This is a genomic window from Sphingobacterium bovisgrunnientis, from assembly GCF_009829085.1.
Taxonomy (GTDB): domain Bacteria; phylum Bacteroidota; class Bacteroidia; order Sphingobacteriales; family Sphingobacteriaceae; genus Sphingobacterium; species Sphingobacterium bovisgrunnientis.
In genome coordinates this window covers 318,403-344,492 of record NZ_WUQY01000001.1, presented here as the reverse complement: position 1 = coordinate 344,492, position 26,090 = coordinate 318,403, and the positions used below count along the sequence as shown (strand labels likewise).

The 26,090-nt window shown below is 35.2% G+C and carries 24 protein-coding genes; 7 read left to right on the top strand and 17 right to left on the bottom strand.

All coding sequences use genetic code 11. The annotated features are described in order from the left end of the window. Window positions 1-47: 47 nt before the first annotated feature. Both GOQ16_RS01395 and GOQ16_RS01390 read right to left on the bottom strand, forming a co-directional pair. The gene (locus tag GOQ16_RS01395) at window positions 48-329 is read right to left on the bottom strand and encodes a hypothetical protein (RefSeq protein ID WP_160067140.1); all 282 of its coding nucleotides are present in this window, start codon (window positions 327-329) and stop codon (window positions 48-50) included. Between the two features lie 22 nt (window positions 330-351). Then, complete coding sequence (locus GOQ16_RS01390) at window positions 352-1,218, bottom strand: DUF808 domain-containing protein (RefSeq protein ID WP_160067138.1); 867 nt, start codon at window positions 1,216-1,218, stop codon at window positions 352-354. Window positions 1,219-1,332: 114 nt separating this feature from the next. Between GOQ16_RS01390 and GOQ16_RS01385 the strand changes: the two genes are divergently transcribed. After that, window positions 1,333-2,082: an isocitrate lyase/PEP mutase family protein gene (locus GOQ16_RS01385; protein ID WP_160067136.1), complete on the top strand. Its 750-nt coding sequence runs from the start codon at window positions 1,333-1,335 to the stop codon at window positions 2,080-2,082. A gap of 96 nt (window positions 2,083-2,178) precedes the next feature. Here GOQ16_RS01385 and GOQ16_RS01380 read toward each other — a convergent pair whose 3' ends face one another. The 3 genes from GOQ16_RS01380 to GOQ16_RS01370 form a co-directional block, all read right to left on the bottom strand. Then, window positions 2,179-2,538, bottom strand: a complete 360-nt coding sequence (locus GOQ16_RS01380; RefSeq protein WP_160067134.1) for a hypothetical protein — start codon at window positions 2,536-2,538, stop codon at window positions 2,179-2,181. A 123-nt stretch (window positions 2,539-2,661) separates the two neighbouring features. After that, window positions 2,662-3,174, bottom strand: a complete 513-nt coding sequence (locus tag GOQ16_RS01375; protein WP_160067132.1) for an ankyrin repeat domain-containing protein — start codon at window positions 3,172-3,174, stop codon at window positions 2,662-2,664. Window positions 3,175-3,242: 68 nt separating this feature from the next. Continuing rightward, the gene (locus GOQ16_RS01370; protein ID WP_317163795.1) at window positions 3,243-4,769 is read right to left on the bottom strand and encodes a catalase; all 1,527 of its coding nucleotides are present in this window, start codon (window positions 4,767-4,769) and stop codon (window positions 3,243-3,245) included. Between the two features lie 99 nt (window positions 4,770-4,868). Here GOQ16_RS01370 and GOQ16_RS01365 point away from each other — a divergent pair, with 99 nt between their 5' ends. Next, window positions 4,869-5,810, top strand: a complete 942-nt coding sequence (locus GOQ16_RS01365; protein WP_204987400.1) for a LysR substrate-binding domain-containing protein — start codon at window positions 4,869-4,871, stop codon at window positions 5,808-5,810. 44 nt (window positions 5,811-5,854) lie between these two features. On the opposite strand, the gene GOQ16_RS01360 is transcribed toward GOQ16_RS01365, so the two are convergent. After that, window positions 5,855-6,454 (bottom strand): nitroreductase family protein, encoded by a 600-nt coding sequence (locus GOQ16_RS01360; protein ID WP_160067130.1) that lies wholly within the window; start codon window positions 6,452-6,454, stop codon window positions 5,855-5,857. A gap of 143 nt (window positions 6,455-6,597) precedes the next feature. On the opposite strand from GOQ16_RS01360, the gene GOQ16_RS01355 reads away from it, so the two are divergent. Together GOQ16_RS01355 and GOQ16_RS01350 are read left to right on the top strand one after the other, a co-directional pair. Then, complete coding sequence (locus tag GOQ16_RS01355) at window positions 6,598-6,900, top strand: winged helix-turn-helix transcriptional regulator (protein WP_204987399.1); 303 nt, start codon at window positions 6,598-6,600, stop codon at window positions 6,898-6,900. A gap of 197 nt (window positions 6,901-7,097) precedes the next feature. After that, window positions 7,098-9,644: a DUF5686 and carboxypeptidase-like regulatory domain-containing protein gene (locus GOQ16_RS01350; RefSeq protein ID WP_160067126.1), complete on the top strand. Its 2,547-nt coding sequence runs from the start codon at window positions 7,098-7,100 to the stop codon at window positions 9,642-9,644. 149 nt (window positions 9,645-9,793) lie between these two features. Here GOQ16_RS01350 and GOQ16_RS01345 read toward each other — a convergent pair whose 3' ends face one another. The 5 genes from GOQ16_RS01345 to GOQ16_RS01325 all read right to left on the bottom strand — a co-directional run bounded on the left by GOQ16_RS01345 (window position 9,794) and on the right by GOQ16_RS01325 (window position 13,566). After that, window positions 9,794-10,432 (bottom strand): YciE/YciF ferroxidase family protein, encoded by a 639-nt coding sequence (locus GOQ16_RS01345; protein ID WP_160067124.1) that lies wholly within the window; start codon window positions 10,430-10,432, stop codon window positions 9,794-9,796. 66 nt (window positions 10,433-10,498) lie between these two features. Next, window positions 10,499-10,999: a hypothetical protein gene (locus GOQ16_RS01340; protein ID WP_240140942.1), complete on the bottom strand. Its 501-nt coding sequence runs from the start codon at window positions 10,997-10,999 to the stop codon at window positions 10,499-10,501. 90 nt (window positions 11,000-11,089) lie between these two features. After that, window positions 11,090-12,220: a serine hydrolase domain-containing protein gene (locus GOQ16_RS01335; protein WP_160067122.1), complete on the bottom strand. Its 1,131-nt coding sequence runs from the start codon at window positions 12,218-12,220 to the stop codon at window positions 11,090-11,092. Between the two features lie 15 nt (window positions 12,221-12,235). Next, on the bottom strand, window positions 12,236-12,967 hold the full coding sequence (locus GOQ16_RS01330; protein ID WP_160067120.1) for a DUF3307 domain-containing protein: 732 nt from the start codon (window positions 12,965-12,967) through the stop codon (window positions 12,236-12,238). After that, window positions 12,961-13,566 (bottom strand): hypothetical protein, encoded by a 606-nt coding sequence (locus GOQ16_RS01325; RefSeq protein ID WP_160067118.1) that lies wholly within the window; start codon window positions 13,564-13,566, stop codon window positions 12,961-12,963. The genes GOQ16_RS01330 and GOQ16_RS01325 overlap by 7 nt, the downstream gene beginning before the upstream one ends. A gap of 190 nt (window positions 13,567-13,756) precedes the next feature. On the opposite strand from GOQ16_RS01325, the gene GOQ16_RS01320 reads away from it, so the two are divergent. Next, window positions 13,757-14,620 (top strand): PPK2 family polyphosphate kinase, encoded by an 864-nt coding sequence (locus GOQ16_RS01320; RefSeq protein ID WP_160067116.1) that lies wholly within the window; start codon window positions 13,757-13,759, stop codon window positions 14,618-14,620. 11 nt (window positions 14,621-14,631) lie between these two features. On the opposite strand, the gene GOQ16_RS01315 is transcribed toward GOQ16_RS01320, so the two are convergent. Beyond that, window positions 14,632-15,594: a bile acid:sodium symporter family protein gene (locus GOQ16_RS01315; protein WP_160067114.1), complete on the bottom strand. Its 963-nt coding sequence runs from the start codon at window positions 15,592-15,594 to the stop codon at window positions 14,632-14,634. Between the two features lie 76 nt (window positions 15,595-15,670). Then, window positions 15,671-16,099 (bottom strand): CBS domain-containing protein, encoded by a 429-nt coding sequence (locus GOQ16_RS01310; protein ID WP_160067112.1) that lies wholly within the window; start codon window positions 16,097-16,099, stop codon window positions 15,671-15,673. A gap of 269 nt (window positions 16,100-16,368) precedes the next feature. Here GOQ16_RS01310 and GOQ16_RS01305 point away from each other — a divergent pair, with 269 nt between their 5' ends. After that, window positions 16,369-17,574: a pyridoxal phosphate-dependent aminotransferase gene (locus tag GOQ16_RS01305; RefSeq protein ID WP_240140941.1), complete on the top strand. Its 1,206-nt coding sequence runs from the start codon at window positions 16,369-16,371 to the stop codon at window positions 17,572-17,574. A gap of 60 nt (window positions 17,575-17,634) precedes the next feature. On the opposite strand, the gene GOQ16_RS01300 is transcribed toward GOQ16_RS01305, so the two are convergent. Genes GOQ16_RS01300 through GOQ16_RS01285 form a run of 4 tightly spaced genes read right to left on the bottom strand, consistent with a single transcriptional unit; the run spans window position 17,635 to window position 24,727 of the window. Next, window positions 17,635-18,906, bottom strand: coding sequence for a glucose-1-phosphate adenylyltransferase (locus GOQ16_RS01300; RefSeq protein WP_149913557.1), 1,272 nt, complete (start codon window positions 18,904-18,906; stop codon window positions 17,635-17,637). A gap of 2 nt (window positions 18,907-18,908) precedes the next feature. After that, a complete protein-coding gene (locus GOQ16_RS01295) occupies window positions 18,909-20,327 on the bottom strand; it encodes a glycogen synthase (protein ID WP_160067110.1) in 1,419 nt (472 codons plus the stop codon). A gap of 29 nt (window positions 20,328-20,356) precedes the next feature. After that, entirely contained in the window at window positions 20,357-22,267 is a 1,911-nt protein-coding gene (gene glgB, locus GOQ16_RS01290) for a 1,4-alpha-glucan branching protein GlgB (RefSeq protein WP_160067108.1), read from the bottom strand. Between the two features lie 9 nt (window positions 22,268-22,276). After that, window positions 22,277-24,727 (bottom strand): glycoside hydrolase family 31 protein, encoded by a 2,451-nt coding sequence (locus GOQ16_RS01285; protein WP_160067106.1) that lies wholly within the window; start codon window positions 24,725-24,727, stop codon window positions 22,277-22,279. Window positions 24,728-24,976: 249 nt separating this feature from the next. Here GOQ16_RS01285 and queA point away from each other — a divergent pair, with 249 nt between their 5' ends. Beyond that, window positions 24,977-26,026: a tRNA preQ1(34) S-adenosylmethionine ribosyltransferase-isomerase QueA gene (gene queA, locus GOQ16_RS01280; RefSeq protein WP_160067104.1), complete on the top strand. Its 1,050-nt coding sequence runs from the start codon at window positions 24,977-24,979 to the stop codon at window positions 26,024-26,026. Window positions 26,027-26,090 lie beyond the last annotated feature (64 nt).

The window sequence follows — 26,090 nt, the reverse complement described above, 5'->3', positions numbered from 1 at the left end:
CACGATTACCGACCACTTGTACATAGGCAGCATTTAGGTTCTGACGGCTAAGAAGTTGTTCTAAAAGTCCATCTACTTTTGTGTTTGTATAGGTGAGGTCCCTTGCTCGACACAAATAACGGCACAACTTGATTGTTGGAATTTTCCCTTGCCAAATCATATTCCTTTGCAGGTTTTAAGTACGGCATACTCGCGCCCTGTGCTACTACGCCACCCCACCAGTATTCATCTTGCCCAATAGATAGTTCCACAGTATAGGGTTTCTGTGAATAAGCCAAATGAATACCAGCTAGTAAGACGAATAGACTTACTATTAATTTAATTCTCATAATTGTTTATAGTTTAGTTGGTTTATTTTTTTACAGCATAGTACATTTTCTTTACTAATGTAATGATGACAACTACAATTAAGCCCATACCAAATCCAATCAACATTTCTTTCAAAGTGCTGTTCCAAGTTGGTAAAATATGATGAAAATAATCTATATTATGTACAAAAATGCCCCCCGCAACCATCAACAAAGCAATAGTCCCAACAACAGAAAGAATTTTGATCACTACTGGAAGAGATCTCACCAATAGCCTTCCAAGAGCAGCCAAAAAACCTTCATTGCGCGTACGCTTAATTAATTTATATCCTGCATCATCCATACGCACAATCAGTGCAACAATACCATATACGCCCACTGTTGCTAATAACGCAACCACAGATACAGTCATTATCTGAACAGATAATGGACGATCCAGAACTGTAGCTAAAGCTATAATCACAATTTCTACAGATAGGATAAAGTCTGTTGTAATTGCAGATTTTACTTTAGTCTTCTCCAGGACTTCATTGGATTGTACTGCTTCATCTATGACTTCTGTTCCCTTTTTTTCACGATGAAAAATAAATTCCACAATTTTTTCTACCCCTTCATATGCCAAATACAATCCACCAATAATCAGAATTACTTTAATAGCTATTGGAAAAAAGACTTGCAATAAGAAAACTACCGGAATAATAATTACTTTATTAATAAAGGAACCTTTCGTAATTGCCCAAAGAACAGGTATTTCTCTTGAAGAGAGAAATCCAGTTGCTTTCTCTGCATTTACAGCAAGATCATCCCCCAATATCCCTGCTGTTTTACGCGTAGCTATCTTACTTGCAACTGCTACGTCATCCATTAATGCGGCAATGTCATCTAACACTGCGAAAATCCCTGAAGCCATTTATGTTTTTTTAAGTTTAGGTGGTAAAAATATAAATTTTGGCGAAAACACAGCGCAAGTAAAAGAAAAAACATTTTATAACTGTCGTATGTTCTTTATTAAACGGAATTAGATATGACATATACAAACTTTAAGAAATTACACCACGAATCTGAGTTACTGATTTTAGGAAATGTATGGGATGCACAGTCTGCAAAAATTGCCCAAGAAGCTGGTTTTAAAGCATTGGGCAGCTCAAGCCACGCTATCGCGAATGCTATGGGATACGAAGATGGAGAACAAATAACAGTTGATGAGATCTTGTTCGTAGTCGAGCGTATAGTAAAAGCAGTTAATATTCCAGTATCTGTGGATTTTGAATCGGGCTATTCGAATAATCCGGATGAGGTAGCTAAAAATGTTAAAAGATTAGTGGATATTGGAGTTGTTGGGATAAACCTTGAAGATAGGCAAGTTAAAGATGGGAAACGTATATTGGGAGATGCAGAGGTGCATAAGCAAAAAATCGAGGCTATAAAATCGTTAACACAAGATATATTTATCAATGCGCGTACTGACACCTACACAACAAAACACGCTACAGCACTTGAAGAATCTATTAAACGTATAAATAGCTACGCGGAAGCTGGCGCAGATGGAAGCTTTGTCCCACTGATAGAATCAGTTGATGATATTGAGACCTTCTTGAAGCAGACATCCATACCACTCAATGTTTTTTTAACAGATAACCTTCCATCTATAGAAAGACTTAATGAATTGGGTGTTAAAAGATTGAGTCATGGTGCGAAAATCTACGAATGGCTAATCAAACAAAACACGAAAATCTTTCAAGAATTTATAAACAATACGAAATTACCAAAGTAATTTGTAGAAAGCACTATTATAAAAAATGGTGCTTTTTTATATTCTACCTTGCTATAATACGCTCAAACACTTCTTTCTCTGTAGAAAAAAAGAATACTACTTTTGAACAATCAATTTCTGATTTATCCAAACATAGATAAGCTTTCCAACCAGTAGGTAATTCCAAATAATAGCCCCAGCCCAAGTAATTTTTAAGCTTCCCAAATTTTTAATTTTATGAAATTCACTACCTATATTCATATTTGAATTCGTAAAATTTTTATCACTCGTACTTATATAGTATCTTCCGGAAGTATCTGAATGATAACTATACATGATATCATTTTTTATTACAGAATCTAATTTAACAATCCCATAAGGAACATAATGCATAGAAACAGTATCTCTGATAGACTGAGAAAAAACAGTGAATACAACACCTATATGGAATAAGATTAATAACAACGACTTCTTCATAAAAATTAAGTTTATTAATTTAAATATAATAAAAAAGTACCACTGGCTTGACGCCAAATGGTACTTTACCCCAATTTACCTGCTCTACAATTAAAAGCTGTTTTTCGATAGTATAGATTCGAATTATTTTAATATTTCCTCCATAGCGTTATTCTCTTGGAATGTCGCATGATCCAAAGCTGTTTTACCCGTATTGTCTTTAATAGATTTATCAGCACCACTTGCTAAAAGATTTTTAGCGATATCAGCTTGACCAAATGTAGCGGCAAATACTAAAGCTGTAGCTCCATGAAAGTTTTGTTGGTTCACGTCAACTTTACTAGCTAAAAGCAACGTTACCATACGAGGATATGCTTTGAAAACTGCACCCATCAACGCTGTATTCCCACTCTTATCTTGTGCATTCACATTCGCTCCATTCTCAATTAACAACTGCGCTACCGCATAGCTATCGTTGTAAATAGCCAAAATCAAAGGTGTGAACCCTCTCACATTAGCCGTATCTATCACACCTTGATTCTGAACATATTGTATTACATAAGTTGTATCATTCGTTCTTGCTGCAGAAAAGATATCTTGTCCGAACGCAACAGAACTAGAGCACAATAATGCTATGATGAAGAATATATTTTTCATTACTATCAATATTTTTAGAAATAGAACTAACGCCTAGGATACGCTAGCTCTATTTTTGTTATAGAAAATTATTTTTGAATGTATTGTTGTACGTCGCCCAATGATGTATTCGTAGCTTTGATTAAACGCGTGCCATACTCTTTATCTGCTTGGTAGAAATGCGCAAGCATCTTATGTATGATTACCTTATTTTTCACAGCATTCAAAGCTCCTGATAAGTTTTTAATCAAGTTATCTTGATCCTTTTTGGAGAATGAACGATACAAATCACCTGCTTGTGCAAAATTGTTTTCTTTGTCAATTGTAGCTTGAGCAGTTGTTATTCCAGCAGCAAACACAGATTTAGAATATTTGAATTTGGTATCTTCTTTTACTTTTGGAAGATTCGTAGATGGCTGATAATTCACTTCACCTGATTGCTTACGAATAGCCATATAACCATCCGAATTATATGTAGTTACTTTGTTTTTCGAAGCATTCACAGGAATCTGTTGGAAGTTACCTGTCAAACGATGACGTTGTGTGTCAAAGTATGAAAACAAACGACCTTGTAATAGCTTATCTTCTGAAGGCTCGATACCAGGAACCAATGTTGCAGGAGAAAATGCCGATTGTTCTACTTCTTGGAAATAGTTATCTGCATTTCTATTTAAAGTCATTGTACCGACGAATACAGATTTAGCAACTTTCTCTGGCCATACTTTAGTTACATCAACTGGATTAAAGTCCAACTTATCAAAGTCTTCTTTTTTCAACATTTGCACATACAAATCCCATTGCGGAAAGTTTCCATCTTTGATTGCGTTATGCAAATCCAAAGTAGCATGCTCAATTTGTGTAGATTGAATAGCATTCGCCTCTTCCTGTGTTAAGTTGCGCTCTCCTTGTTTTGGTCTCCAATTGTATTTTACATACGTTACTTCACCCTTTTCATTTACCCACTTGTATGCATGAACTCCATTTCCTACCATTTCACGGTAGTTAGCAGGAATTCCGTAATCGGAAAACAACCACGTCAACATGTGTGTAGATTCTGGAATATTAGAAAAGAAATCAAATACACGATTTGGATCAGAAGCACCATTTGTCAATGGAGATGGTTTGAATGCGTGCACCATATCTGGGAATTTGATCGCATCACGAATGAAAAATACAGGTAAATTGTTACCAACTATATCATAATTTCCTTGTTCTGTATAAAATTTTACAGCGAAACCACGCGGATCCCGGTAGGTTTCCGGCGAACCTTGTTGGTGTGTTACAGTTGAGAAACGAGCAAACAAAGGCGTTTTACGTCCAGCTTGACCTAAGAAATGTGCCATAGTAACATCCGAAAAATCTTGTGCAGCTACAAATTCTCCATAAGCACCAGCACCACGGGCATGAACAACACGTTCTGGAATACGCTCTCTATCGAAAGCTGCTAATTTTTCGATTAAATGAATATCTTCTAATAATACTTGGCCATTGTTTCCAATAGTTTTTGAATTTTGGTTATCTCCTACCGGTGCACCAGTATTAGTAGTCAATGTTTGCGCACTAACCGATAGAGACATCAACGTAAATGCTAAAATCGAAAGCTTCCTCATCTTCATATTAGTTGTTTGTTTAATTATTTTGATGTTGCGAAAGTATAACAAGTTTTTTGTTAAATAAAGTTGAAAATATCTAACTTTGATTAGATAAAATCTAACATGATGAATATTCAACAATTGCAATATATAGTAGCTGTAGACGAACATCGTCATTTTCAACGCGCTGCAGAATCCTGCTTCGTCACACCTGCGACATTGAGTATGATGATTAAAAAATTGGAAGAAGAACTTGACATCATAATTTTTGATCGTAGTAAGCAACCTGTCGTGCCTACAGATGTCGGAATTACCATTATTGAGAAAGCGAAAACAGTTTTATTCCATATTAAAGATTTAGAAAATTCAGCTAAGGATACGAGTAACGACATGACAGGTGATGTTCGTATTGGCATCATACCTACACTTGCGCCATACCTTAGCCATCTGTTTATTCCCTCTTTAATGTCTAAATATCCGCAACTGAAAATCAAACTATTTGAGTGGAATACCAACCAAATTATTGAAGCTCTGAATCACGATCGGTTAGATATTGGTATTGCAGCAACTCCTTTGAATCGTCCCGAAATAAAAGAACATCCAGTATTTTACGAAGAACTAGTTGCCTACACAACAGAAAAAAGCTTAGAGAATAATAAGGAATTTATCGCGCCTAAAGATATTAATCTTCAAAGACTTTGGCTATTAGAAGAAGATCATTGTTTACGTGCACAAGTAGCAAACCTCTGTTCTTTGAAAAAGAAATATGGTAGAAATTTACAATTTGATTTTGAGGCTGGAAGTATTGAAACATTACTCAATATTGTCCACATGAATGAGGGTATAACGATACTTCCTGAATTAGCCATTCAATCTTTATCAGAAGAACGCAAAAAAAGAGTTAAAAAATTCACCACTCCAGTTCCAGTAAGAGAAATCAGCTTATTGACTTACCGTCACTTTATTAAAAACAAATTATTGCAAGTATTAGCCGACGAAATAAAAATTGCTGTGCAGCCTTATTTATCAGATATATTAGGTGAAAAAAGAATTTTAGAGATATAAATAATTAGGAAGATTATCTATTCTTCCTAATTCCAATTAGGATTTTATATACTTTTTATTACGTTGTCAAAAGGCGATCTAGACTTGGGCGTCTGCGCAGGTTGATTAGAATCTGTAGGATTCCGATAGCCAAGAGCCACACAAAATAAAGTTTTATATCCTTGCAATTCCAATATTTGATTATACTTATCATATTCAACCCCTTCCATAGGTGTGCTGTCAATTTCCAAACTGGCTGAAGCTGCCAAAAAGAATCCTAACGACAAATAAACTTGATGCTGTAACCACGACTTTATTTCCGTGTCCCCCTTTGGTTTTAAGAATGTATCATAATATGCCACATATGCTTCAGGTAAGCTTTCCTGAATTTGTTTCTCAAACAGTTCCACATCATCAATACAACTGAAAACAACTAAATGGCTTGCCTCATTAATTTTCTCTGCATTCCAAAAGGAAGCGTCTGCCAATTTCTTTTTAGTCTCATCATCGGAAACAAAAATAAATTTCCAAGGTTGACTATTTATTGATGAAGGACTAAAGCGCAATATATGCTTCAATGTATTGATTTTATCCTCTTCTATTTTTTCGTTATTTGTGTACCTCTTTGTGGTATACCTTCTTTTTGCGATATCTAAAAAATTCATAATTATAAACATTAAATTAAACTATACTTTTTATAGTTGCAATACTAAAAATAGTTTGATATATTTGCAATAACGGAACAAAATGATAGTTACAGATGTATAGTATAGACAACAAGATCTACCCATGCCATACAAGCTTGACAATGAAATACATAGGTGGCAAGTGGAAAGCAGTAATACTCATCCATTTATTCGAAAAAAAAAGGTATAGTGAGCTCCGAAAAGAATGTCGTGTTATCACAGAACGAACATTAAGTCTGCAGCTCAAGGAAATGGAAGAAGATGGTTTAATAAAGCGAACGGTTTACACCTCAAAACCGCCACTGAAAGTAGAATATGAATTGACCGAATTTGGCAAAACATTAATTCCGATTTTGCAATGCATAGCAGATTGGGGTAAACAAACAGCTGAAAATAACGATAAAATAAAAAGCCATTTTGTATAGAATAAATAGAGTCGTTTTCTAAATGATATACACCTCTATGCTCTATTTGTAATCAAAATGTATAGTTTTTAGACTTTTATCATCAAAAAGTCAAACTGAATTTAACGCTTTCTTGATATTCAAAATAAGTGTTTTCTTTGTATCAGAATTTTTGAACAAATTATACAAAAAGTCAAAAGTTTTGATTCAGATAAGTCATGAGCTATTACATACAAAGAACTATATTATTAATTTTAGGAATATCATTTAGCCTAATTTCGGTAGCACAATCATTTGTTATTAAAGGTAATGTCAGCGATAAGGATACCAAAGAACCTATCGAATTTGCAACGATTGCTATAGTCGGAAGTACGCATGCTACCAAAACGGATGAGTTGGGTAATTTTGAATTTTCAATTCCAAATCGTAATGTTAAAGTGCGAGTATCTTACGTAGGGTATCCTTCGCAAGATTTAGATTTATCTTCAGGTAAGAGTAATTTTAATATCGAATTATCTTCCGAAAATCAAATCGCTGAAGTGGTTATAAAACGTCCAAAACTTAAATATTCCAATAAAAATAATCCTGCAGTTGAGTTAATTAGAAAAGTGATTGCTAATCGTGATCAAAATAGATTAACAGGTCAAGACTTTGTGGAATTCGAACAATATGAAAAAATTTCACTTGGTCTTAGCAATCTATCCCCAAAATTTGTAGGTAGAAAAGCCTTCAAAAATTATCAATTTTTATTTCAAAAACAATCAAACTCCACCTCTACTTATGTGCTTCCAGCATTTATGGAAGAGAAAGTTTCAAAAGTTTATTATAGAAACGACCCAAAGAAAACAAAACAATATATTATTGCGGAGCAAAAGGCAGAATTTGATCCAAAATTTATAGATAACGAAGGTTTGTCTAACTATTTCAACAAGCTGTATGATAAAGTTGATATCTATGACAATAATATCACCTTATTGACGAATCAATTCCTTAGTCCAATTGCAAATAGTGCCCCTTCATTCTACCGATTTTATATCACGGACACCATAAAAACTACTACACCCTATCTCGTGGAATTGAGTTTCTTTCCGCGTAGCAAGACGGACTTCCTTTTTCAAGGAAAATTGTATGTGACCCAAGATGGTCAATATGCGGTTCAAGGAGCTAAGATGAAAGTTAATGAGGATATCAATCTTAATTTTGTCCGTGATTTGAATATTGAATTGTCTTTTGAGAAGGATAATATCAATAAGTATTACCTAAGCAGAAGTGCACTTGGGATTGATTTTGCATTAACTGGTAAAGGAACTGGAATTCAAGGAAATCGGGAAGTTTTTTATAAGGACTATGTCAATGGAAAATCTAGACCCGATTCATTATACGCAGGCGCAGAAATAGAAAAAATCATTACTAAGCCAACAAAGCCTAATCAAAGGCAATATTGGTCGAGCTTGCGTCAAGCGCCTTTGTCAAAGCAAGAGATTTCCATTTACCAGAATATCGATTCACTGCAAACAATGCCTTCTTTCAGAAGATTTATGGACGTGGCTGCTTTAGTTCTTTCTGGATACAAACAAGCAGGTCCAGTAGAAATAGGTCCAGTAAATACTTTTTACAGTTACAATCCTATTGAAGGCTTACGTCTACGAATCGGTGGGCGCACTACAGAACAGTTGAGCACTCGATTTTTCTCAGAAGCATATGCTGCCTACGGTTTGGAAGACAAAAAATGGAAGTATTTTTTGAGTGGAACTTATTCTCTAAACAATAAGTCTGTGTATAAATTTCCACAGCATTACATTCGTGCTTCTTACCAACATGACACCAAAATTCCTGGTCAAAACCTAGAATTTATACAAGAGGATAATGTGTTACTTTCGTTCAAACGTGGTGAAAACAGAAGTTATTTATACAATGACATCTATAAATTGGAATACAAAGCAGAATTTCAGAACAATTTCTCAATCAATGCGGGCTTAACAAAGTGGAAACAAAATCCAGCAGGAATTATTCGTTATCAAATTATTCCAGAAATTGGAGACCCTACCACGATTCATCAATTGAATACCACTGAGGCTTCTATTGGATTTAGATGGGCGCCAAAAGAGCAATTTTACCAAGGTAAATTGTATCGCACACCTATTTACAATAAGTACCCAATTTTCACCTTTAACTATACAGCGGGCATCAAAGGTTTTTTGGGAGGAGAATACAATTACCATAATTTGACAGCTGGAGCCTTCAAGCGTGTTTACTTATCACAATTTGGCTACGCGGATGTGAATTTAGACGGAACTTACGTTTTAGGTGATAAAATTCCGTATCCATTGTTGACATTACACCGCGCAAATCAAACATACGCCTATCAATTACAATCGTATAATTTGATGAATTTTATGGAATTTATTTCTGACCATCACGCCGCACTAAATGTGCAATATTATATGAATGGCTTTATTTTAAACAAATTACCACTCATCAAAAAATTGCAACTACGCGAAGTATTTAGTTTCAAAGGAATTTACGGCGGTTTGCGTGACCAAAATAACCCAAGTTTTAACAAAGATTTGTTTGCTTGGCAACGCAATTCTGACGATGAAATATCTTCTTTCACATTTGGAACCAAACCATACATGGAGGCAAGTGTGGGTCTGGCGAATATTTTCAAAGTTTTACGCGTAGATTATGTGCAACGCCTCAACTACCGCGACCATCCGAATGTTTCTAATTCAGGAATTCGCGCCAGAATTAAAGTAGATTTTTAGTTTAATGTTTTAAATAGTTAGCTAGATGCTCTCAATTGAGGGTCATAAAGCTGAAAGTGCGAAGCTTCGACTTCGCACTTTTTATTTAAAATAAAAATGGAATATTCACTCCTGAATATTCCACTTAGTAATAGTTAAGCTAAAATCACTTATTCTGCCTTAGAATTCAAATTCGTATCCGCCAGTCCAGTCAGTGTTTTATCACATTTCTTTTCTTCTTTCAACGTTTCTAACAATAATTTTAAAGCCTCTTTATGACCTAAAACTTTCGCAAAAGCAGCTAGCGTACCATATGTAGCAATTTCATAATGTTCTACTTTTTGCGCAGCAGCGATGATTCCTGCGTCACGTACGGCGCCTATTTCGGTTTCTTCGATGATCCCCTTTCCTTCATCCAACAATCCCGCCATTGCATCACACTTTTCTGCTTGGGCCTTTTTGCCGAGAGATTTAAAAACGGATTCCAACCTTTTAATTTGTTCTTCTGTCTCCGTCAAATGGCTTGCTATAGCATTTTTAAGTTCTTTTGAACTTGCGTTTTTTTCCATTTTAGGAAGTTCCTTTTTCAACGCTTTTTCAGCCCAATAAATGTCTTTTAAGCCATCTTCAAATAAGTCTTGCAAATCCTTCGCAGCCCCTTTCTTGGCTGTAATTTTACTTGAATCTGCTGATTTGCTTTTAGGAGCTGTATCCTTTTTCTTAGTTGTAGATTTTTTAGTACTAGTTTTTTTTGAATCTGCAGATTTGTTTTTCGCTGTTGTACCTTTTTTATCTTTTGTTGTCGCCATAATTAGAAATATTAGTGTGTATAATAGCTTTACAACAAAAAAATAGATATAATGTTTTCCTTTAGATTAACGCGCTAATAAACTCAATTCTTCCGAATTATACATATTGGCACCTTTTAGGTATTTGTAAATTATATCCTTAGTAGCTTCATCTTTCAATTTATGCAGGTTTGAAACTAAATAATCCTTATCCTCCTCAATATTGTCTTTGTATCCCAAAAAGTCAGGTATATGATATTGAATGCATAGACGAATAAAGCGAAGTTCTGTATTGTTAGGGTCGATTTTTATTTGGCTTTCCAGGAGCTTTCTACCATCTTTAAAATAACTCATTTTTTTAAAAGGATTAGCGGTATGCTTTGCCATGAACATATGGAAAGCCGCTTCATAGCCTTTTTCTAAAGGTGTTTTGGAATGGGCTTTTAACTTTTGTAAATGCTTTTTACAAAGGTTTTCATCTTTAACACCTTTATTAAAGTCTTTACGCACGTCATGGAGATTTATAATTTGTGCATCCGCCGTGCATAGCATCAAAAACATAATCAGAGTTCCCAAAAATTTACCCATAATTTATACTCTTTATAATTTTTTACATTTCAATATTTACAAAAAATAAGCCAATTTTGAGGACACTACATTTAAATTATTTTCTTTTAATTATTTTATTAACCTTTGATATAGAAGATTAGTAATTTCTGCTGTTAATGCGACATTACCATTTTTATATGTCGGCACACACCCATTCGTAATAACTAGTATTCCATATTTCTCTTTCGGGTTAAAAAACATCGAACTATACAAGCCATAAGCTGAGCCTGTGTGTCCAACTAAATGTTGACCTGGAATTAATTTTGTAGTTTCTAGCAATGCTAAACCATAGCCTTCTTTATCCGAAATTTTGCTTTGCATTAATTTAGCTGATTTTTTACTTAAGATTTTAACTTTACCAAACTTCCCGTAATTCATATGCATAGTCATGTATTTCGCTAAATCTACAGCGGAAATTTTCATTCCTCCTGTTGGAGAAAAAATAGGTGTACTCTCCCCTATTTTGTAATTGCGCACTTCCTCGCTTCGCGGATTGTAAGCCAAAGGTTGTAGTACAAATGTTTCATTCTTATTATCGTAAGAATATAAAGAAGCAAATCGAGCATTATCCATTGAATCGATGCAATACCCGCCGTATAACCCCAATGGATCTAATATCTGCTGGCGAATGTAGGTATCAAACCGGACATTCGTTAACCTTTCCAACACTGCTCCAGCCATGTTGAAGTTCAAATTACAATATTGGTAATCAGTTCCAGGAGCGTAGGAATTATAGCTTTTGTGGTAATATGGATTTTTAGTAGGGTTAATCACATCCAACTCAAAATAACCATTTGCATCGTTGATGCTTGACGTATGTGATAATACCATACGTAACGTAATTTTGGTATCCGGAAATTTTGGATTTCGCACAGGAAATCCGACCAAATCACCAAAATCATCATCCAAAGAAATTTTCTTTTTTTCTACTAATTGCATCAATGCCGTAGCAGTGAATGACTTGGAAATAGAAGCAATACGAAAGATATTCTTATCCGCATCTAATGGAGTATTATTCTCCACCGAGCTATGGCCAATAGCATTTTTTTCGATTATTTCCCCATCCTTTACAACCACATAAGCGACCCCGACCGCTTTATATTGATCAGCGATTTTTTTGACTTCAGTTTTCAGACTTTGACCATATAGCATTGTATTACTCACAAGAATAGTCAAACAACAACAAATAATGTTTTTCATTTTAATAGATAGTATTTAGGTGAATTTTAATGCCAAACGAAGAGCATATCCAATTACAATAGCAATTACAAAACTTGCTAATGTCCCCAACAAGATATACTCCGTAAATTTAGTGTCTTTTGCGTTTGCTAAATCACCAAACCTGAAAATTGATTTGGCTGCTAGCAAAAATCCAATTCCTGATAAGAATCCTACTTGTATGAATAATACGATTATTAGGCGTTCCATTATGCCGATTAATAATCCTGCATGCAACAAACTTTCTTTGCGTTTGGTTTGAAATTCAAACTCTTTGTCCCATTTAGAGAAAAATAAGCGTAGAAAAATTGGACTCACTACTGTAATTAGTAATAGTGCTATAGCGTAGAGCAAAACGTTTGTGGTAAAAATAAGATCTAAATCCAATGCAGCAGGAATTCCAAAATTATATAATACCACAGCTCCTAATACCGCAACATGCAACAATTGATCTACACAAAAAAACAACAGTGATTTATTCGCAAATTTACTTTCTAACCCAATTTTCAGACTGTCAATAGCTAAATGCGAAAACGTAATAAATGCGATTGATATCCAGTAGTTTTTTAGGTCGGTATAAAATAACAACAATAGCAGAATGGCATGGATGAGGACGTGCAAAAATAAATAAGCTACATTTTCTTTGCGCTTACTGACCATAGTTTTTGTCTGAAATACAAAATCTCCAAGTATGTGCGCAAATAGTAATTTTAGAAATACGACTAACATCTTTTAATCAATTCTTTGGTACAATAATCAATCGTGACTTTTATTTTTTGCCAATTCGCATTTCCCAATTCCGTGCTAATTTGACTTTGGTATTTTCTTTTCAATATTTTAGCAAGCTCACTTTGGTTTGCATCAGGATTTCTAATCTGTGCGGCTACAGTTTGTGCCATATTTTGCGTCCAGCGATTTGCTAGTTCGGTGGATAATTGCAACATTATATTTGTCGGTTCATCCCATTCTCGCCAAGGCGATCTGACAATAATTAAGTTTTTGTCCAAATCATCAAATGCTTCACCCGATCTGACCAACGCATCGCCCGCCGAATTTTTGATATGTTCATCCCAATAGCTTATCTCTCCTAGCCCCAAACCTATCCGCACATCCAAAGGTTCTATTGAACGCATAGTTGCCTTTATCAAAAAAATAGCCTCTATACACTGCTCTATAGAAACCGCGACTTGGAAACTATCTCCTCTAAAAATATCAAAATTATTTGAATAATGTTGCAGACTCTCTTCTAAAACAGGCAACCATTTTTGTATGTCTGCTTTACGTGAACCAACCACATCTCCTGTCAGGATTGCATATATTTTTGCCATAACATTTTCTTTTACAACCATAAATATCACTAAATAAAGTGATATTCACAAATATCATTAATATCAATGATATTTTTATTTATCATTAATATCGATGATAATCAAAACATATTGGAATATTAATTGTCTAAAGAAATAACTAACTTGATAAGATAGCAGTTAAAGAAATTATAAACACAACACGAGAAGAATGAAAAATTTTAAAGCAGATAAAAATTTCAAGCTAAAGAATTATCCAACCAAAATTGATGATATCGATTCGGATAAGGCGAAAAAAGAACTCAAAGAGTTGCGAAAAGAAATTGCCAAAATCCAAGATACAATGTATGCACACAACAAATACAGTGTGCTCATCTGCCTTCAAGGGATGGATACTTCTGGAAAAGATTCGCTTATACGTGAAGTTTTCAAAGACTTTAATGCAAGAGGTGTAGTCGTTCATAGTTTCAAAACACCGACCAGCAAAGAATTGCAACATGATTATTTGTGGCGACATTATGTGGCCTTGCCCGAACGTGGCAAATTCGGTGTTTTCAACCGCACACATTATGAAAATGTATTAGTTACTCGCGTGCATCCCGAATATTTGCAAAATGAAAATTTACCAAAAGTCAACGACAGCAAAGATTTAAAGTCCTCATTTTGGAAAGATCGTTTTAATCAAATAAAAGCGTTTGAAAAGCATATTAGCCAAAATGGAACTATTATACTAAAGTTCTATTTAAATTTAAGCAAAGAGGAGCAAAAGGAAAGATTGCTTCGTCGATTGGAAGAAGAAGATCACAATTGGAAATTCTCGCCAGGAGATCTTGCGGAGCGAAAATTATGGGATAAGTATATGGATTGTTATGAAGATGCTATAAAAAACACATCTACGACGTACGCACCTTGGCATATAATTCCAGCTGACGATAAAAAAGTAGCACGCTATTTAGTAGCTAAAACAATATTGGAAGAACTCAAAAAATATAAAGACATTAGTTACCCCGAGTTGCCAGATGACATTGATAAACATATCGCAAGTTATCGAGATGAACTAGTAAATGAAGAATAAGAATCGTAAAATTATTCTACGCGCATCTTGTGATAACGTTGCGCGATGAATGTAATAATAAAAATCTGAAATGCATGATATATCATTAGGGGTAAGAAATATAAACCAGCATACGGATTATTCATAAAGATGAACTTACCAAATACACTGCCGTGGGTCAATGATTTCTTTGACCCACAAAATAATGCCGTAATTTGATCAGACTCATTAAACTTCAATACATATTTACAGAGAAAATACAACAAACCATATATCAATACAAAAAGCAAAACCACTGCAACAAACAGTTGAAGTAAATATTGATTGCTAAGCGTAGAAAAAATTCCATTTTCAAACGAATGCGCGAAGCTACTATACACAATCAACAAAATGACAGTCTTGTCAAAAGAGGACAGCTTCTTACTGTGTCTAGATGCCCAAAATCCCCAATATTTCTGAAGAAAAAGTCCCACAATAACAGGAAGAATTATTTCTAACATCAATCCTCCATATACATCCAACAATACATTTTCTGTTGTAAAATCCAAAAATAAACTCATCCACAACGGAGTAATAACCACCCCAATAAGTCCAGAAATACTCGCATTGAAAATCGCCGCCGGTATATTGCCTTTAGCTACAGAAACCATTACAACAGAAGAAGATACGGTTGAAGGCAAAGCCGCCAAAAAGAAAAATCCGATCCAAGTATTTTCAGAAATAAACTCTCCAATAAAAGGTCTAAAAAATAAAACAATTAAAGGAAAGATTATGAAAGTCGCTAACTGAACCGCAACATGAAGCCTCCAATTTTTCAAGCCCGATTTTATCTGAACAAAACTTAACTTCAATCCGTAAAAAAAGAAAATTAAGGATACTCCGATAGAAGTAATTGTATCCAAGACAAACCCATCTTGGTATATGGCTAAATATGGAAAAAAATATGCAATTATGATGCTAAATACAAGATATACTATAAAGAGGTCTATTTTCATACAAACCAAATATAGTGCATATTACCTTGCAAGAAAAATTATAAAAGTGTATTATATTCCAAAAAAGAAAACGTTTCTAACTATGAATATAGCTTTGCAAATGATCTATAGTTTGTTTTTGATCTTCAATAATAAATTTCACCAAATCACCAATAGACAACATACCGATTACTTTTTCATCTTCTACAACTGGCAAATGCCTGAAATGATTTTCCGTCATCAAAACCATACAACTTTCTATCGAATCACTAAGACTAATTGTACATGGAGAAGAAGTCATAATCTCCTGAATTGTCGTATCTTTTGAAGACTTACCATGCAATATCACTTTACGTGCATAATCTCTCTCCGTGAAAATTCCCAAAAGCTTTTCATCTTCAATAATTAATAAAGCACTGATATTTTTTTCCATCATAATTTGCAGAGCTTCCAATACAGAAGTATCACGAGACACAGCAAAAATGGCTGCTGACTTTGATTGAAGAATATGTTTTACAGTTTTCATAATCTTGTATTAATTAGTTAATTGATATGTAGAATAAGGCTATTCCCAAATATATAATGTAGCATCACATGTACTTGACTAAAGATAAGAAATCATAGCGATAATAAATATATTAACATTCAATATTTTGCTTAAAATAAAAGTGCAAAATTCACAATCATAGAAGTAGTCCACATGTAAATGTAAATTTTACATTCTTCAATCCATTTTATTAAAATATTCTTAAAATTAACTTCAAAATGTTTTTATATAATTATATTTGTATCACCATGAGTACAGCATCATATTTATCAGATAGAATCAATAGCCTTTCAGAATCGGCAACATTGAAAATGACCAAATTGGGTCGTGAATTAGCAGCAAAAGGCATTAATGTAATAAGCCTAAGTGTTGGGGAACCGGATTTTAATACACCTGATCACGTAAAAGAAGCGGCTAAAAAAGCGTTAGACGATAATTTTACACGTTATTCTCCAGTACCAGGCTACCCTGACTTACGTCAAGCTGTCGTGAACAAATTGAAAAATGAAAACGGCCTTGATTACGATATTTCACAAATCGTGGTTTCTACTGGTGCTAAACAGTCTTTATCAAATGTAATCCTTACGTTGGTAAATCCAGGTGATGAGGTGATCATCCCAACGCCATATTGGGTTTCATACTCTGAAATGGTAAATTTAGCTGAAGGTAAATCGGTATTTATAGATACAGATATTGAAAGCAACTTCAAAATTACGCCAGAGCAATTAGAAGCGGCTATTACGCCAAAGTCAAAAGTCTTTATGTTCTCTTCACCTTGTAATCCGACAGGATCGGTTTACAGTAAAGAAGAATTGGCTGCTTTAGTAAAAGTTTTCGAAAAGCACCCTAATATTTTCATTATCTCTGACGAAATCTATGAGCACATCAATTTCGTAGATAAGCACGAATCTATCGCTCAATTCAAAAGCGTAAAAGATCGTGTTATTATTATTAACGGTTTCTCAAAAGCATTTGCGATGACAGGCTGGAGATTAGGTTATATTGCTGCAAACAAAGAAATCGCTGCAGCTAACGATAAGCTTCAAGGACAAACTACTTCTGGTACATGCTCTATCGCACAGCGTGCTGGTATAGTTGCTTACGAGCAAGGTTTGGATTCGGTATACGAAATGAAAGAAGCTTTCACGCGTCGCCGTCAATTGGTTTATGAATTATTAAATGATATTCCAGGTGTAAAAACAAACTTACCAGAAGGTGCGTTCTATTTCTTCCCAGAAATTAGCTCTTTCTTTGGTAAAAAAGATCCAGAAGGAAATTTAATAAAAGATTCTTCAGATTTAGCATTATACCTATTGAATTTCGGACATATTGCTACTGTAGGTGGTGATTCATTTGGTAACAATAATTACATTCGTTTGTCTTACGCAGCTTCAGATGAAAATTTAAAGGAAGCTTTAAGAAGAATGAAAGAAGCTTTAGGTAAATTAGCGTAATTGTTTGCGTATGATATAAAAAATATAAGGCTTCAATTTAAAATTGAAGCCTTATATTTTTTAGCGACCAATAACTGTACCGTTCGGGATTACAGCGTTTTTCTTTACAACGACTATTCCATCGCATATGGTATAATGTTCAGAATCTTCATCTCCAAGGTGCACTCCTCCAACTATACGCACATCATTTCCGATTCTACAATTTTTATCCAAAATCGCATTTTCGATATAACAACGTTCTCCTACGCCGATTGGAGGTGGCTGTTGCGAATTCGTCTTTTCTACAACAGTACTTAGATCTTCATAATAATCCGAACCCATCATATACGTACGCTTTATTACCGTTCCTCTTCCAATACGAGATCGAACCCCAATTACGGATTGCTCAACTTTATCACTCAAGATGATACAGCCGTCAGCAAGTAATGCATTATTCAATGTTGATCCGGAAACTTTAGAAGGTGGCAACATACGTGGACGCGTAAAAACAGGCTCTCCGAAAAGATTGAATAATGGAATATTATCGGTCAAACTGATATTTGCTTCGAAGAAAGAAGCTATAGTACCGATATCTGTCCAATAGCTATCAAATGGATAACTCAACACCTTACTTTTACCGATAGCCTCAGGAATAATCTCTTTTCCAAAATCCATACCTGGATTCTCTGCCAATAAGCGAGATAAAACACCTTTTGAAAAAACGTAGATACCCATAGAGGCAAGAAAATTTCTCCCCTGTCTAGCAAGATTTTCTGGCACTTCAGAAGTCCAGTCTGGCAATAAATCAGCCGAAGGTTTTTCAATGAAAGATGTCACATCCCCATTCTCATTTGATTTTAAGATACCAAAACCTGTAGCCTCTTTACCCTCCACTGGAATTGTTCCGATAGTAATTTCACCACCATTTTTAACATGGAAATCCACCATCGCTGCATAATCCATCTGATACAATTGATCACCAGAAAGAATCAACACATAGTCGTAATCAACATTCACAAGATTCTTTTGGGTACGACGTACTGCATCTGCTGTACCTTCAAACCATCTATCTCCTTCATTGGTTTGCTCAGCAGCCAAGATATCGATGAAGCCTTTACTGAACACACTAAAATTGTATGTATTTTTAATGTGTTTATTCAGTGACGCTGAGTTATACTGCGTTAAAACAAAAATTTTGTTATAACCTGAATTTAGACAGTTTGATATTGGAATATCGACCAAACGATACTTACCTGCAATTGGTACTGCTGGCTTTGAACGCTGATCGGTCAATGGATAAAGGCGAGTTCCTCGACCTCCTCCTAGTACTATGGATACAACTTTGTGTGACATAATTATTTGAGTAACTGGTTATATAATTCTATGTATTTTTGTGCTGATTTGTCCCATGAAAAATCTAAAGCCATTGCTTTTCGCGTGATAACCGACCAATCTTTTTCTTTAGCAGAATATGCCAAGGCACGCTTAATCGTGCTATCGATACTTTGCACTGAAAAATCGTTAAATACGAAACCGTATCCATCTTCTTGGCTAACATCAATGACTGTATCTTTCAGTCCACCGACGCCACGAACAAGTGGTATAGTACCATATTTTAGTGCGTATAGTTGGTTAAGGCCGCATGGTTCTACGCGCGATGGCATAAGTATAACATCAGATGCAGCATATGCTTCATGCGCTAATGCTTCATTATACCCAAAAAATACAGCAATCTTAGGCGCATATTTTTCAAATGCTATTTCGATATCTTTCTGTATACCCTCATCGCCAGAGCCTAAAATAAATATAGTTAAATTATTTTCATTTTGCGAATAATAATTATGTAAAACTGATGCTAAAATATCTGCACCCTTTTCATAAGCAAAACGGCCAATATAAGTCAAAAGCAGACCATCCGAGGGCAATCCAACTTTCTCACAAAATGCCTCCTTATTTTTTCTTTTCCCACTTTTCACTGTTCGCGATGTATAGTTGCTCAGAATTAATGGATCTTTAGCAGGATTCCAAAGATCTAAATCTATCCCATTTACAATTCCATGAGCTTTATACGCCTGATCTACAAATAAGCTTTCTAAACCTTTTGCTTCGTGAACAAGTTCACCCAAATAACCATCTGAAACAGTAGAATACGCATCACAACAACGTATTGCTGATGAGAGTGGATTAATGGAACCGCCCCAATCCAGTAAGCCCCACTTCCAGGTATCAAAACTTGGCAACAAAATTCCTTTATTCCAATTCATCCAACCTTGGTACTGACCATTATGAATTGTAAATAATGTCTTTATACCAGCTAACTCTCTAAAATCGTTTGTGTTTTTAAGTAAAAAAGGTATTAATCCAACATGGTGATCATGGCAATTAATCACATCTGGACGTATATTATTATTTAATATCCAGTGCAAAAATGCATGTTGAAATGCAAGCCATTGTTCACTATCATCCCCATATCCATAAACCTCAGGACGATCCAAAAAGCCAGGAACTTTAATTAAATATAATGGAAACCCTAGATTAGACTCTTCGTGTGAAAATACCGTGTAATTTAGATATTGTGAACCTTGGTAAAACCCGCCTTCAGCTACCACCTCAAATTTATGAGAATGCACATATGGTTTGTCAAACCACGGCATTACTACACTAGCATCAACACCAAGCTTGCGCTGGTATTTAGGCAGAGCGCCCACCACATCTGCTAAACCTCCTACTTTAGCGACAGGATAACACTCTACACTTAAATGAATAACTTTCATATTTTATATTAGTTTAGGTTGTTAAATATTTAAGTTGTCATCTTTAATATAACACCTCCTAATGGAGGTAACTTTAAGTTGATTGAATTGTCTCTATACATCCAATGTATTGGTTCTGACTTTATATTTCCAATGCTTACACCCGATCCAAAATAATCTAGGTCGTCAGAATTGAAGATTATCTCCCAATTACCAGCAGTAGGAACGCCTACTCGATAGCTTTCACGGACAACCGGTGTAAGATTTAACACCACAACCAAATCATTGTGTTGATCATGACCTTTTCTGATATATGCTAAAATACTATTGTCCGCATCATTCAATTCTAGCCATTCAAAACCTTCTGGGCTAAAAGCCTTTTCGTAAAGCGCTGGTTCATTTTTATACGTCGTATTTAGCTTTTTGAAGAATTCGAACAAGCCTTTATGAGGTGGAAAAGCCATCAAATGCCAATCCAAAGATTGGTTTACATTCCACTCAGAAGTTTGTCCAAATTCGCCACCCATAAACACCAATTTTGTACCCGAGAAAGTATACATAAATAGATATAATGCGCGCAAATTTGCAAACTTTTGCCATTCGTCTCCTGCCATTTTTTTCACCATAGACCCTTTACCATAGACCACCTCGTCATGCGACAAAGGAAGCATAAAGTGTTCATGGTAAGCATATACAGAAGCAAATGTCAATTGACTGTGATTGTATTTTCTATTTATTGGATCTTCTTTAAAATAACCTAAGGTGTCGTGCATCCATCCCATCATCCATTTCATTCCAAATCCTAACCCACCATCATAAGTTGGTTTACTCACGCCTGGCCACGATGTTGATTCTTCAGCTATAGTCTGTACATCAGGGTAATTTGCATACACAGCTTCATTAAATTCTTTTAAGAAATGTACGGCTTCCAAATTTTCTCTTCCACCGAATTCATTCGGAATCCATTCTCCCTCATTTCTCGAATAATCAAGATAAAGCATAGAAGCTACAGCATCGACACGTAAACCGTCAATATGGTATCTATCGAGCCAAAATAATGCATTACTAATTAAAAATGAACGTACTTCATTGCGACCATAATTAAATATATAGGATTTCCAATCTGGATGAAATCCCTTACGCATATCTTCATGCTCATACAATGCGGAACCATCAAATCGGTAAAGTCCATGCGCATCGCCAGGAAAATGTGATGGAACCCAGTCTAAAATCACCCCAATTTCATTTTTGTGCAACTGCTCAATTAAGAACATCAATTCCTGTGGTGTTCCATATCTTGACGAAGCTGCAAAATAGCCTGTGATTTGATAACCCCATGAAGGATAATATGGATGCTCCATAATTGGCATAAATTCAACATGGGTAAAACCCAAGGACTTTACGTAAGGAACTAGCTTTTCGGCTATCTCCCGATAAGTAAGCAAACGGTCGGGATCATTAGGGTCTCGTATCCAAGACCCTATATGCAATTCGTATACTGACATCGGTCGATCAAGACGATTACGATCGTGACGATCTCTCATCCATTTATCATCTTGCCACTGATGCCAAGTTGTTGTAATAACAGAAGCTGTTTTTGGTGGAATTTCCATGGACAATGCAAATGGATCAGCTTTTTCTAAAATCTCTCCAGTATAGGTCTCAATGCGATATTTATACACTTCACCGATGCCAACATTAAAAATAACGCCTTCCCAAATACCACTTTCGTCCCATCGCACATACAATTCATGACTATATGGATTCCAACCATTGAAGTTTCCAATCACGGATATCTTTTTGGCATTGGGTGCCCAAACCGCAAAGTACACTCCTTGTCTTCCATCTAAAAATACAGTCTGAGAACCGAATTTTTCATAAAGACGAAAGTGTTTGCCACTTCTAAACAGACTGATATCAAAATCTGTGAACAAAGAAAAAACTTCAACTGCTCTACTCATAATTGTATATTATTCAATTGTTAATTTTTTGAAATCATTATCCACAAGAATGTATTTTTCACCATTTTCGTCTGTTTGGAAGTCTAAAGAAATACCGTCAACTATTACTTTTTTAGGTTCAAATGGTAGTCCTACCGGATAAATTTTATAATCATCGTACTTTTCTGTAAATAATCCTTCGCGTTGCTGTAAAAGCTTCACACTATTACTCGTACTTGTTTGAATAAAATGCTTCTCCAAATAAATTTCTTGTTCGTAAGCGAAGGTATCACCATGATCGGTATATCCATAACTGTGATTCTCTCCTTGATCGTAAAACATTAACAACTTCAATGACTCGATTTTTTTCTCGCCCGTATATTGCATTACAGGATATTCAGCCATTACAGTTCCTGCTTTGATAAATATTGGCATTTCATCAAGAGGCGTAGCTACTTCTACCTCCGTACCTCCAGCGTGAATAGAATGATTAAAATAGTAATACCAATTGCCTTTTGGTAAATAAACAACTTTAGATTTTTGACCTGGGTTTAATACAGGTGAAACCAAAATTTTATCGCCGAATGCAAATTCTTCCTCACGCAATAAGTTCTTGTAAACATCTTGTTCTAACATGGCTACTGGTCTCAAAATTGGTAAACCATATTTGTGTTGTTGCCAAAATATAGAATAGATATAAGGTAATAATTTATAACGTAATTCAATAAATTTCTTACAAATAGCTTCCCACTCTGGACCAAAACTCCAAGGCTCTCTATCTACAGTATCACCAGCAGAGTGTACACGCATAAATGGTGAAAATACACCAAACTGCATCCAACGCGTGTATAATTCGCCATCAGGATTACCCGTGAAACCTCCAATATCAGTACCGCAGAAAGATAAACCAGACATCGATAGACGTTGCAATTGTAATGTACCAATTCTCAAGTGTTCCCATGTCGCAATATTATCACCTGTCCATACTGATGAATAACGTTGCGTACCAGAATAGGCAGCACGTGTAATTGTAAATGGTCTTTTGTTCTTATATAACTTTTTCAAACCATCGTACGTAGCACGCACCATCTGCATACCATAAATATTATGGGCTTTGCGGTGAGAACCTCGATATCCTTCATAATAGTGCCTTACATCATCTGGGAAAGTGCCTTTACCAAATATTGCAGGCTCATTCATGTCATTCCAAAAACCAGCTACACCATCCTCAACTAGACCTTTATATAATCCGCCCCACCATTCTCTTACTTTAGGATTTGTATAATCCGGAAATTGACAACGACCTGGCCACACGAAACCTTCCATAAAGTAATCATCCCCACGACGGCAGAAATATTTATTGTCTTGCCCTTCTTTGAAGACCCAATAATTTTCATCTACTTTGATACCTGGATCAATCATTACTACCGTCTTAAAACCATTCGCAGAAAGATCAGAAATCATCTTGCGTGGATCTGGGAAATATTTTTTGTTCCAAGTAAAGCAACGATACCCATCCATATAGTCAATATCCAAATAAATGGCATCACATGGAATCTCTCTTTTGCGGAATTGCTCGGTTACATGGCGAACATTCGCTTCTGGGTAATAACTCCAACGACATTGATGATATCCAATAGCCCAAAGTGGTGGCAAGAAATGCGTACCAGTCAAATCGTGGTAACGCTTTACGACATCAATCAATTGTGGTCCATGAATATAATAATATTGCAACTCACCACCTTCAGACCAAAAACTTGTTTGGTCTTTATGTTCTGCCGCGAAGTCAAAATATGTTTTAAATGTATTGTCGAAGAAAATACCATATGCGTCACCGCCTGTTACACCCAAGTAAAAAGGTATAGTTTTGTACAGTGGTTCTTGATTAAAAGCATACGAATAAGTGTCCGAATTCCAATTTACAATTCTTCTTCCACGAAGATTCAAATGAGAAGCCTTATCGCCGCAACCATAAAACACTTCGTCATCAAATGCTTTTTTGGTAGCGTATACATAATAACCACCAAAATCCATATTCTCTTCCCAGTGCATAGGAGAATAATCGGCATTCATTAATTTTCCTTTAGCATCCGAAAAAGAAACTAAAAAATCTTTCTTACTTATAGTGCATGTAACATTATTTGTGCTAACATGATAATTTTTATCGTCTTCCGAAACCTCATGTACATGAGGTTCATGTTCTTGTTCTACAACCGCATATGAGAAATCATCTAAGAAAACGCCTATAGGTGCCAAACGTACCCTGATGATATCATCCGATATTATTTTAACTTCAATACGCGCTTTCCCATCAGAGAAAATGTAGTTATTTCCCTCTTTAGTAACGCTTTTAACTTCTTGTAGATATGTTTTTTCAATGGTAGGTAAATCCAACACTGGGTTATTTACGTGCTGAATATTTTCTAAGGTCTCCTCAGTAATAAGATCGGAAGCGATTCCTTCTTTCTTTGTGTCCGTCATAATTAAATATGTAATTAGTTTAGTCTGATTGTTTACTGGATTTTAAATTACAATTATTTTTCATAATCTTTTAATTAATTTCATTTTTTTTATTCTATGTTATAAAACACCCAAAGATGGGAGATTGTTTAAATCTCATAATACCATCATATATTTATGTCTTATTAGCATTTTATAGTTCTAATTACGTACCTTTGTATGCTTTTAGCTAGCCCTGTAAGCTGGCGAATAAACATAAAACTGATACAAATGAAATTATCACAATTTAAATTCAACTTACCTGAATCTCTATTAGCTAACGAACCTTCAGAACACCGTGATGAAGCACGTTTAATGGTACTTCACAAGGACACTGGTAAAATTGAGCATAAAATTTTCAAAGACGTTCTAGATTATTTTGATGATAAGGATGTAATGATTTTGAATAACACTAAGGTTTTCCCTGCGCGTATGTACGGCAACAAGGAAAAGACTGGTGCTACTATCGAAGTTTTCTTGTTACGTGAATTGAATAAAGAATTGCGTCTTTGGGATGTTTTGGTAGATCCTGCTCGTAAAATCCGTGTTGGAAATAAATTGTATTTTGGTGATGATGATTTGTTAGTAGCTGAGGTTGTAGACAATACAACTTCGAGAGGACGTACTATTCGTTTCTTATTCGACGGTACAGACGAAGAATTCCGTCGTAATATTGAAATTTTGGGCGAAACTCCACTTCCTAAATATATTACACGTAAAGCGACTCCTGAAGATAAATTCCGTTATCAAACTATATATGCTAAAAACGAAGGTGCTGTTGCTGCTCCTACTGCAGGTTTGCACTTTTCTCGTGAATTGATGAAACGTTTGGAACTGAAAGGTATTGATTTTGCTGAAATCACGCTTCACGTCGGTTTAGGAACATTCCGTACAGTTGAAGTTGAAGACTTGACCAAGCATAAGATGGATTCTGAGCAATTCATAATCACTGATGAGGCGGCAAAAATAGTAAATAAAGCAATTGATGGTAAAAGACGTGTGTGTGCGGTAGGAACTACTTCTATGCGTGCAATCGAGTCTGCTGTATCTGCAGATCGTCGTTTGAAACCAGCTGCTGACTGGACGAGTAAATTTATTTACCCTCCTTATGATTTCAGTATTGCAAATTCGATGATTACGAATTTCCATACACCTGAATCGACATTATTAGTAATGATTGCAGCATTCGCTGGATATGAAAATGTCATGAATGCATATGAGGTAGCTGTAAAAGAAAAGTACAAATTCTACAGCTATGGTGATGCGATGTTGATTATTTAAGAATTTAATAATATTTCAATATTTTTGAGCGTGATTGTTTTCAGTCACGCTTTTTTAATTATAA